Here is a 9056-nt window from a genome sequence, read left to right on the forward strand (position 1 = left end):
CCTGATCGACGGGAAGCGCCGTGCCTGAACTCGAGTGGAAGGCTCCGGCGGTCGCCGACCTGATGGCGATTGCCGATTACATCTCGGACGACAACCCGGACGCAGCCCTTGCCCTGGTGGAAGAAATCCAGGGCAAGGTGGCGCAGCTCCCGGCTCACCCGAAACGCGGCCGCCCCGGCAGGGTAGAAGGCACCCGGGAACTGGTGGTCCGGCCAAACTATATCGTGGTCTATACCGAAACCGCAGCGGCGGTGACGGTGCTGCGCGTGCTCCACGCCGCGCAGATGTGGCCCTAGCCAGATCGGGAAACAAATGCCTCACGACCGCCACGAGAATGCTCCCTCTGATTGCTCGTCCCGCTTCGACTGCGGGAATTACCAGGTCAGCGCCGAGACCCTGACCGATGCGGTAATCTGGGAGCGGACGCCGCCAAAGCGCCGGCACCTGCTGCCGCCGGATTTTGCGGAACGGTTCGGAGGCCCTCAAATCCCTGACTGACATCGCCCGCCACAAGGCAGGGGAAGGCAGGGATTTGTCGCCCGTGAAATGGGCGAACAGCAGGAGGTCCAGGAGGGCGCAGCACCTCCGGCCCATGGCAATTAGCGGAGCGGCTCAGAGAGAATTGCCTAGTGGGTTGTCATTTGAAATGACAATTCCGTCGCTCTCCGCTATCACCGCCCCATGTTCAAAGCAGCCATCCGCGTCAACAAGCTCACCACCATCGCTCAGCTCCGCGGGGCGTCCCTCCATGCGCAGCGCCACGACGAGACCGGCAAGGCGCGGGTCCGGGACGATGCGGAACCCGGTTTCGGCCTCGCCTGGTCGAAGGCCGAGAACGACCGCGACTATCTCGCCGCCTTCAAAGCCCACAAGACCGAGCTGGGGGCCGGCGAGCGGAAGGGGGCGCCGCTCTGCTTGCAGGCCATTTGCGTGGTCTCCCCGGAATGGGTGGAAAAAGCCGGCAGCCTGCATGATCCCGACAACCCGCGTAACCGCCAGCTCTTCGACCAGGCGAAGGCATGGGCCGAAGGCTGGGGCGGCAAAGGATCGGTGATCGCCACCCGCCTCGATCTCGATGAGAAGGGCGGGGCTGTGGTCGATGTTCTGATCTCCCCGGTCCGGGAAAGCCGGGGCAAGCCGGTGATCTCGACCAACAAGGCGCTGCGCGAGCTGAAGGAGGCCACGGGCGAGCGGAACGAATACTCCGCCTTGCAGACGTCCTGGGCCGATTGGTGCCGTGAGCATCTGGACCACGAAATCGTGCGCGGCACCCGGAAAGAGATCACCCAGCGCCAACACCTTTCTCCGGAAACCTATGGTGCGGTCATGGACAAGGCCCGTGAGAGCGTCAGAGCGCCCTCTCAGGGGCTGTGGGATGCCATCAGGGACACCGACCTCTCAGAGCGCGATACAGAGGCCCTGAGCGACTTTCTGATGCTCAAGGGGGAGATTGCCCGCCACAAGGTCCAGGGGCGCTCCTACGAGCCTCCTGAGGGCGCTCTGGATCTGCATCGGGTAAGCGGGGATCCCCAAACCGATCCCTGGCCTTTGATCCGGGCAGTCAGGTCTGGGGCAGAGCGTGTGTTTGAAGCGGCCCATGGGTTCGGCATGGGGCTGCGGGCGAACATGGGGGACGGGTATGAATCCGGGCGTGAGTTCTTCCCCAGCCTGTCCGACCGGATGCATCTGGCGGCAGTGGTGGCGAAGTGCGGAGCGTTCTGCGCCAGGATCGAGGCTGCGGTGAAAAACATGCTGCGGCCTGATGCGACCCAGATCGAAGAACAGATCTGCTGGCCGCAGGAAGCGCTGGCAGAGGTGGAGCGGCATGAGATGAACCTTGGCCTGACAGCTCCTGCGGTCCGGAAAGAACCCTCGGCAGAACGGGACACGGATCTCACCGACCGTCCCAGCCAGGAACGGGATCGAGGACCGAGCCACGGTCGCTGACCCCTAGTGTTAATAGTGTTACCTACGGAGTATGTTACGGGGTCGAAAATTGCCCCTAAGCCATTGACCATAGAGCAGGAAAGTATCCACAGGGTTCCGAAAGGCACGAATTTCAGTTCCGAAAGGCACGAATTTCGGTTCCGAAAGGCACGAATGAAAATCCCGGCCCCTTGAGTTCCTGATGGCACGAACTTTTGGGTTCCTGATGGCACGAATACAAGTTACGGTGCCCTTATGCCTTTGCTCCCGGATAGACACCCACAGAAAGACTTCTTCATCCTCGATATCGCGGACGTGGTTCCTAAGGACGACACCGCTTCGATGGAGCATCCTCTGTTTTCCTTGGCGACCAAGCCGGACATGCGCCACTTGGTCTATCAAAACGGCGATAATAAGCTGGAAATCATCCCATCTGGCCTAGGCCTGCCAACGATCAAAGACAAAGACATCATGATCTTCTGCATCAGCCAGTTGATGCACCGGAAAAACCGGGGAGAGAAGATTGGCAAACGGGTCCGGTTCAGCGCCAGAGAGTTGATGATCGCCACAAATCGGAACACAGATGGCCGTGAATACAAACGCCTTGAAAAGGCGTTTCAGCGCCTGCGTGGCACCACCTTCACCACCAACATTGCGACGGGAAACAAGATCCAGACCCGCATTTTCGGCTTGATCGACGAGGGCGGTTTTGTCCGCACCGCCGACGAACGTTTCCGCCTCGACTACTGCGAGATCGTTCTCTCTGATTGGCTGATGCGCGCGATCGAGGCCAACGAGGTCATAACGATCTCAAACGATTATTTCCGCCTGCGCCGCCCGCTTGAGCGCCGTCTCTACGAGATCGGCCGCAAGCACTGCGGGAGCCAGCCGAAATGGCAGATCGGCCTCGCCAAGCTTCAGGAAAAGATCGGCAGCAACGCTCCCCTGAAGAAGTTCCGGCTGAATATCCGCCAGATCATTGAGGACGATCACACACCGTTCTATCGCATGGAGCTGACCCCGGACGACCTGGTGGTCTTCCGTCCGCGCTCGCCTCAGAGCGAGCTTTTGCCCGGTATCAGGCTGCCGGAATGGGCAGAGGACAAGGCTAGGGCCATCGCCAGGGAGAAAGGCCGGGACTATTATTCCCTCCGCTCGGACTGGCTGGCGTTTGCCAACTCTGAAGCCGCCAAGGGCAACCCGCCGAAAAACGCAGGCGCTGCTTTCCTGGCTTACTGCAAGAAGCAGAGTGGCCTGAGGTCATAGAAGGATTCTTCCCGAAGCTGACAATTTCTCATATCCAATATCGCAACCTCACCCTCCTTTTTAGAAAGCCCTTAAACTCATGAAAAAACTGGCTTCAGCCATGCTCCTCGTTGCCGCTTCAGTCGGCCCTGCATTTGGAAAAACAGCGCGTTGCTACGTCGAATACCTTGGAAACGTCTATATCGACGGGCAATGCGAGTTCAGCGCTTCGACAAATGGAAGCTTTGATCTGACTTTTGGAGAATGGTGGGTCACTGTTGAAGTCATAGAGGCAGGCTGGGCGGACGGCCGTTGGAATGGGGACGGTGACTACGGGTACGGTCAAAAATTGACTCCCGCTTCACACCAACATGCATTCTTTGGTTACTTGAGACGCGACGGTGCATGCTGGTCGAACCGCGAAGCAAAAATTTGTGCTTGGTAACAGCATGAGCGCTCAATCTACCTCAATAGCGATACCTTCCTTCAACTCAAAAACACGGATTTCTTCCCATTTTTCAGGCGGGACTACCGACCCATTCCACTCAATGTATTCCTGAATATTATCATCACCCGTGTGCACCTCATACGTATAGCCAAACCGCCATCCTACTTCGTAGTCAGTGAAGTTGTTTCCACCACCGTTGCACACCACTATTTTTCTCGTGAGATCGCACTTTGTACCGTAGCAGATAATCACCTCTGGTTCCCTGTAGGTACTGTCTGCCCGAAAATCGTGACATGCTGCTGTAGCTGTTGACCCCAGAATGCAAAGCATCGGCGTCACAAGGAAGATGTTCTTCATTACTAATTTCCCAAAAGAATCATAGATACCGGCATCTTACAGGGAGAATGGGCAAAAAGGATGGCAGGGGCAGGGAAACTGCTGCTCCTCGATCGTGCCCAGTGCTGGTCCGCGGCTTTAATCCGTGTGACCGAAGATGTTGCAGCTTCAGTCGGCCCTGCATTACCCCCCTTCAACGAAGTATAAACGTTTCATAAACGAAACTACCGCATAAAGAGAACTGAGCGTGTATTCCTTCCCTCAAGCTCAGTGACTAGGCAAAACACAATGGGCACTCCTCCTTTGGGGTGTCCACTTTCTTTTCCAGGACTGCCGAAGCAAATTTAGTTAAGCGGCTGAAAATTCAAAGTCACAAAAATCTCTTTCAACATTTATGACTTACCAGTTTACTATAAGGAGCCCTGCACTTTCTTCACGCAGGGTGAGAGCAACCCGCGTTTAACCAGTTACTTTTTTCCAGGTTATGTGGGTTGCTCCGCTCCTTAGATGGGCTTTCGCCAAGCCCCCCCTGTATGACAGTTTGCCATGCCTTCGTGGCTTTTCTGAAACAGGATTTTAAGCCGCAAGCGCCTTGGCTAGACTAGAAAGCTGGGTACGCTGTTTCTCAGGAATCCTATAATATATTCTGACAAGCTCCGCGGCTTCTTTGACTATGACAATATCATCAGTGATGTTCTTTGAGCCGTTCAAACCTGCAAAGAAATGCACTACGTCCACACCAAGTACGTCTGCGATTTCCCAAAGCCGGGAAGCGCTGACCCTGTTTGCACCTGTCTCGTACTTCTGGATTTGCTGAAACTTGATACCGACCTTAGACGCCAATTCCTGCTGGGTTTTTCCAACGAGCCAACGCCGGCCACGAATTCGTTTACCTACGTGAATATCAACGGGGTGCGGCATGAGCTGGCTCCTTAGCTTGCAACTTATGGTAAATTTACACTGCTGGAAAACGCAACCTACAAGGTTGCATCATCATCTACTGGAACACAAAAACATCTCGAAGTCCCCGCTGCACAGCGCAGGCATGCCAGGTTATCCGCTCACAACTACAGAAATCCGCCGGTGAGCCAGCTCAGCTGGTCTCCTGGGGCGGGCGGGCTGTTCGGAACAGAAGGCTCACGAAATACAACGAACACGGCTTAGCGACAATGTTCCAGAGCTATGTTAGCCTAGGGCAGACAGGTTAAACAAAGACCAAATTGGATTGCTTGCAAGGATCGTAAGCTGGACAAAAATAGACAACTCTTCTGGTGCTCGCCGTATACCTACCAATCGCGGCGCTCATCACAACCTAAATCACTGGCGACTTGCTGCGTGTCGCGGTGCAACACAGGATTGCACCTAATATGAATGGCGACATCCTCGAAGCAGTGAGAGCCGAAATTCACCGGAACCTGTCCGATGCTGAATACCTAGAAGAACGTAAAGGCACGCTGCTACAAAGCGGCGATTTCTTAGCACACGAGCTCGACGAAATCATAATTTCTTGCCGAGACAAGGCGGCCAGGTTGCAAAAAATTCTGGACAATTGCTCATTACGTGATGTCGCGATTTCACCTCCTGATGAAGGGTCTGTCGATACCAACTAACGGATCCCAACTGATGAGTGTTAACATCTTCCCCTCCCTGAAGAGACGGGGCGTCCTTGTCGGCACCTCCGGAGATGCCGCCTCCAGAAAATTAGCATTCGCTCAACACATCGCCCCTATAACGGGATCGTTCTCCCATCTTTCCCCTATGAGGAGATTCTCAAGTATATCCCACGCTGCGAGTGCCGCTAGGTGCCCGCAGATATGCAAATACGTTCAATAAAAAGGTGACGCAGCATGGGAAGCCCCAGTTTGTACTATCGAACAGTGGTTCCATCGGAACCACGTCTCCGACTAGAGCTGCCTTGTGTCGTTACACTCTCAGACGGGGAACTAGAGGCAACGCTTTACAATATCAGCTACGGCGGTTTTGCAGTGCGCCTGCCTGAAGCGCAGAACACCTTTGAACTAGCCAAGCTGCAATCCGTTACCATCGCAGATATTGGCGAGTTTGCCGTTCAGGTCCGCTGGCGCAGGCCGACATACCTCGGCTTGAAATTCCAAAACAAACGTGGCGCCCGGGCATTGCTTGACGCTTATTTTATCAAGACCGGTGAATTTCCCACCTGATCCATCGTGCGCGGCGCACCCCAAAAAACCATCGCGGCGTCTCTACCGGCATGATGCCCTTCCATGCTGTTGAAAACGAACAAGACGGCTAATCTCAAGTCAGCTTCCGGACTGACGTTCAGCGGCCAACCAGCCGTGCCCAAAGGCCGCGCTTCACCCGAACGCCAGATTTCTCCCTCTGATCGGTTAGCAGTACGTTCAGGCGCACCCGTTCTGCCTCTGCTCCATCCAGGCGGGCGCGCAGGTCCTCGATCTGATCGACGAGCTGCCCGCGCTCCCGGTCACGCTCGGCGCTCATGGTGTCGACCTGCTCCCGAAGCATCTTAACTTCAACCTCTAACGCACCGGTTTCGCTTGGCTTTGTCGCCTTTATTGGTGGTGGGGAAACGGTTTTACTGCGTGGTTCTTCCTGTGGTTTTCTGAAAACACGGTCAAGCTCTGCCTCGTCAATCTCCCAATGCCCTTGCGCGTTCTTCTCGCCCGATACTTTTTCGTTCAAGTCGTTGCTTCTAAGTCGTTCCAAGAGGGTTTTCTTGGCAACACCTGCATACTTCGCCGCTTGATTCAAAGATAGTTTTGCCATGATTTCTGCTCGCCTGCACTGGTGGTGGGGAAACGGTTTTAGCACCCGTCCCCCACCAGTTTTACAGAAAACCGCCAAAACGGGGAGCATCTGGGCCAAACAACCTCAAAAGACAGCTTGTTTGCATCCCGATTGACACACAAACTCTTCCCGGAAACAGGAGGACACGCCATGCCCACCGAGACTTCAACGCTTCATGCCCGCCTGGTCGGTCAGCTCAAGGCACAAGCAACCGATACCGGCCTGGCCGCAGACCCGGATTCCTATGACGCCTGGTTCCATGCCAAAGTTCAGGAGGCGCAAACCGATCTTCGCCCGGCCTCCCCGCACAGCCAGGTGATGCAGAAAGCCCGCCGCCTGATCGATGGAAAACGCCAAGCCTGAAGGCCGGCCCCTCGCAAGCGCCCTCCCCCTTAATCAGACCGGAGGCCAAATGGCTCACGACCGTCACGAAGATGCTCGCTCAGATTGTGATTCCCGCTTCGACTGCGGGAACTACGAGGTCAGTTCTGAACCCCTGAGCGATGCGGAAATCTGGGAACGGACGCCGCCAAAACGCCGGCATCTTCTGCCGCCGGATTTTGCGGAACGGTTCGGCGGCAGCCAGAACCTGGATTAAACTGATCTCATTGCAGGCGCTCCGCAATCCATAGCTTGATCAGCGATTGCCGCGTCACACCCAAATGCCGCGCCTGCTTGTCCAGGCCGTCCACGACCCAGGCAGGGAAATCCACGGACACCCGCTTGAGCTGGTCGTTCCGCCGACGCGCCTGGGACCAGTCGATTGCATCGCACGCGTCTTCCCCAGCGTCGAACGCCTGGTCGAATTCAGATGCCTTCATGCTAGCTGACCTTCCTTTCCCGGGCTGGGTCTTTCAGGAATACCCGGCCTCTTTCTGATGCCGGATTGCGAGGATGATCACGGCATCGCCGCCAATGCGGTAGCGGGCAACATAGCCGCTGTCGCCGAAGTCGATAAGCCATTCCCGGAACTCTTCTGGCAGGTCATCGACCATCCGGCCGAGGCGGGGATGCGCACCCAGTATCTTGACGCCCTGCCGGATCGCCTCGCCAGCGCGGCGCGCGGCATCAGCATTCTTCGGACGGAGAAAATCACGCAGCCGTTGCAGGTCCCGGATCGCCGCCGGGGCGAATATCACTTGTGGCATTCAGGGGCTGGCAGTTCGTTTTCAGTTCCCCAGCTCGCCAGCCATTGATCGACCTCTTCGGCGGTCGCGCGCAGCCCGGTTCCCTGATACTCTTCCCAAGCCTTGAGGGTGTCCTGGCGCAGCGCCTCGCGCTCTTCTTCGCGCTCGACATACTGGGCGATGGCTTCGCGCATGATCCAGTGCGGCGTGCGTCTCCGAACTTCGGCGAGATGCCGCACGCGCCCTTTCATGTCGTCGTCCAGTTTGATGGATGTTGACGATGCCATACGGCCCTCCGAGCAAAAGGTAATACCTTGCGCTACTATATGGCGTTTGCATCCGGCTTGTCCATTGCCCGCAGCTGTGTGGCTGCCCCGCCCGCCCGGTCCTCCGATTATTGGAGATCTCCGGTCCGGGCTGGCTCCGCGCACCATTCCGGCCGGCCCTCATTTGGCAGGGGCGGAAAGGTGCGCAGCCGCCATCAGGCGGCTTCTCGCCGGAGGTCCAGGAGGGCGCAGCACCTCCGGCCCAATGGCAATTAGCGGAGCGGCTCGGAGAGAATTGCCTAGTGGGTTGTCATTTGAAATGACAATTCTGTTGCTCTCCGCTATCACCGTCCCATGTTCAAGGCAGCGATCCGCGTCAACAAGCTCTCCACCATCGCCCAGCTTCGCGGGGCGTCCCTCCATGCGCAGCGCCACGACGAGACCGGCAAGGCGCGGGTCCGGGACGATGCGGAACCCGGTTTCGGCCTCGCCTGGTCGAAGGCCGAGACCGACCGCGACTATCTCGCCGCCTTCAAAGCCCACAAGACCGAGCTGGGGGCCGGCGAGCGGAAGGGTGCGCCGCTCTGCTTGCAGGCCATCTGCGTGGTGTCGCCTGAATGGGTGGAAAAGGCCGGCAGCCTGCACGACCCCGACAACCCGCATAACCGCCAGCTCTTCGACCAGGCGAAGGCATGGGCCGAGGACTGGGGCGGCAAAGGATCGGTGATCGCCACCCGCCTCGACCTCGATGAGAAGGGCGGGGCCGTGGTCGATGTTCTGATCTCTCCGGTCCGGGCAAGCCGGGGCAAGCCGGTGATCTCGACCAACAAGGCGCTGCGCGAGCTGAAGGAGGCCACGGGCGAGCGGAACGAATACTCCGCCTTGCAGACGTCCTGGGCCGATTGGTGCCGTGAGCATCTGGAC

Annotated in this window: 15 protein-coding genes; 9 read left to right on the plus strand and 6 right to left on the minus strand. The window is 57.4% G+C overall.

The genetic code is table 11. The features are described from left to right. The first annotated feature begins 20 nt into the window (after positions 1 to 20). From A2I95_RS23405 to A2I95_RS23420, 4 genes are all read left to right on the plus strand, one after another. Positions 21 to 296, plus strand: coding sequence for a type II toxin-antitoxin system RelE/ParE family toxin (locus tag A2I95_RS23405; protein WP_291733709.1), 276 nt, complete (start codon positions 21 to 23; stop codon positions 294 to 296). A gap of 385 nt (positions 297 to 681) precedes the next feature. Continuing rightward, entirely contained in the window at positions 682 to 1947 is a 1266-nt protein-coding gene (locus A2I95_RS23410) for a hypothetical protein (protein ID WP_291733711.1), read from the plus strand. A gap of 234 nt (positions 1948 to 2181) precedes the next feature. Continuing rightward, positions 2182 to 3192: a replication initiator protein A gene (locus tag A2I95_RS23415; RefSeq protein WP_291733713.1), complete on the plus strand. Its 1011-nt coding sequence runs from the start codon at positions 2182 to 2184 to the stop codon at positions 3190 to 3192. Between the two features lie 79 nt (positions 3193 to 3271). Further along, complete coding sequence (locus A2I95_RS23420; RefSeq protein WP_291733714.1) at positions 3272 to 3616, plus strand: hypothetical protein; 345 nt, start codon at positions 3272 to 3274, stop codon at positions 3614 to 3616. Between the two features lie 12 nt (positions 3617 to 3628). Here A2I95_RS23420 and A2I95_RS23425 read toward each other — a convergent pair whose 3' ends face one another. Further along, positions 3629 to 3976: a hypothetical protein gene (locus tag A2I95_RS23425; protein WP_291733715.1), complete on the minus strand. Its 348-nt coding sequence runs from the start codon at positions 3974 to 3976 to the stop codon at positions 3629 to 3631. A gap of 555 nt (positions 3977 to 4531) precedes the next feature. Then, a complete protein-coding gene (locus tag A2I95_RS23430; RefSeq protein ID WP_291733716.1) occupies positions 4532 to 4876 on the minus strand; it encodes a helix-turn-helix transcriptional regulator in 345 nt (114 codons plus the stop codon). A 446-nt stretch (positions 4877 to 5322) separates the two neighbouring features. On the opposite strand from A2I95_RS23430, the gene A2I95_RS23435 reads away from it, so the two are divergent. Both A2I95_RS23435 and A2I95_RS23440 read left to right on the plus strand, forming a co-directional pair. Next, entirely contained in the window at positions 5323 to 5565 is a 243-nt protein-coding gene (locus tag A2I95_RS23435) for a hypothetical protein (protein WP_291733719.1), read from the plus strand. A gap of 237 nt (positions 5566 to 5802) precedes the next feature. Continuing rightward, positions 5803 to 6135: a PilZ domain-containing protein gene (locus tag A2I95_RS23440; protein WP_291733721.1), complete on the plus strand. Its 333-nt coding sequence runs from the start codon at positions 5803 to 5805 to the stop codon at positions 6133 to 6135. Positions 6136 to 6253: 118 nt separating this feature from the next. Here the strand turns inward: A2I95_RS23440 and A2I95_RS23445 are convergent, their stop codons facing one another. Continuing rightward, a complete protein-coding gene (locus A2I95_RS23445) occupies positions 6254 to 6718 on the minus strand; it encodes a hypothetical protein (protein WP_291733723.1) in 465 nt (154 codons plus the stop codon). Between the two features lie 171 nt (positions 6719 to 6889). Here A2I95_RS23445 and A2I95_RS23450 point away from each other — a divergent pair, with 171 nt between their 5' ends. Beyond that, on the plus strand, positions 6890 to 7102 hold the full coding sequence (locus tag A2I95_RS23450; protein WP_291733725.1) for a type II toxin-antitoxin system antitoxin, RelB/DinJ family: 213 nt from the start codon (positions 6890 to 6892) through the stop codon (positions 7100 to 7102). Between the two features lie 49 nt (positions 7103 to 7151). After that, positions 7152 to 7337 carry a hypothetical protein gene (locus A2I95_RS23455; protein WP_291733727.1) on the plus strand — a complete coding sequence of 62 codons (186 nt, stop codon included), beginning with the start codon at positions 7152 to 7154 and terminating at the stop codon, positions 7335 to 7337. Positions 7338 to 7344: 7 nt separating this feature from the next. On the opposite strand, the gene A2I95_RS23460 is transcribed toward A2I95_RS23455, so the two are convergent. Genes A2I95_RS23460 through A2I95_RS23470 form a run of 3 tightly spaced genes read right to left on the minus strand, consistent with a single transcriptional unit; the run spans position 7345 to position 8153 of the window. After that, positions 7345 to 7560, minus strand: a complete 216-nt coding sequence (locus tag A2I95_RS23460) for a hypothetical protein (RefSeq protein WP_291733729.1) — start codon at positions 7558 to 7560, stop codon at positions 7345 to 7347. 33 nt (positions 7561 to 7593) lie between these two features. After that, positions 7594 to 7887, minus strand: coding sequence for a type II toxin-antitoxin system RelE/ParE family toxin (locus tag A2I95_RS23465; protein WP_291733731.1), 294 nt, complete (start codon positions 7885 to 7887; stop codon positions 7594 to 7596). Next, the gene (locus tag A2I95_RS23470) at positions 7875 to 8153 is read right to left on the minus strand and encodes a CopG family ribbon-helix-helix protein (RefSeq protein ID WP_291733733.1); all 279 of its coding nucleotides are present in this window, start codon (positions 8151 to 8153) and stop codon (positions 7875 to 7877) included. The genes A2I95_RS23465 and A2I95_RS23470 overlap by 13 nt, the downstream gene beginning before the upstream one ends. Before the next feature lie 333 nt (positions 8154 to 8486). On the opposite strand from A2I95_RS23470, the gene A2I95_RS23475 reads away from it, so the two are divergent. Next, positions 8487 to 9056: hypothetical protein (locus tag A2I95_RS23475; RefSeq protein WP_291733735.1), on the plus strand; the 570-nt coding region annotated here is incomplete at its 3' end.

The organism is Leisingera sp. F5 (genome assembly GCF_001593695.1).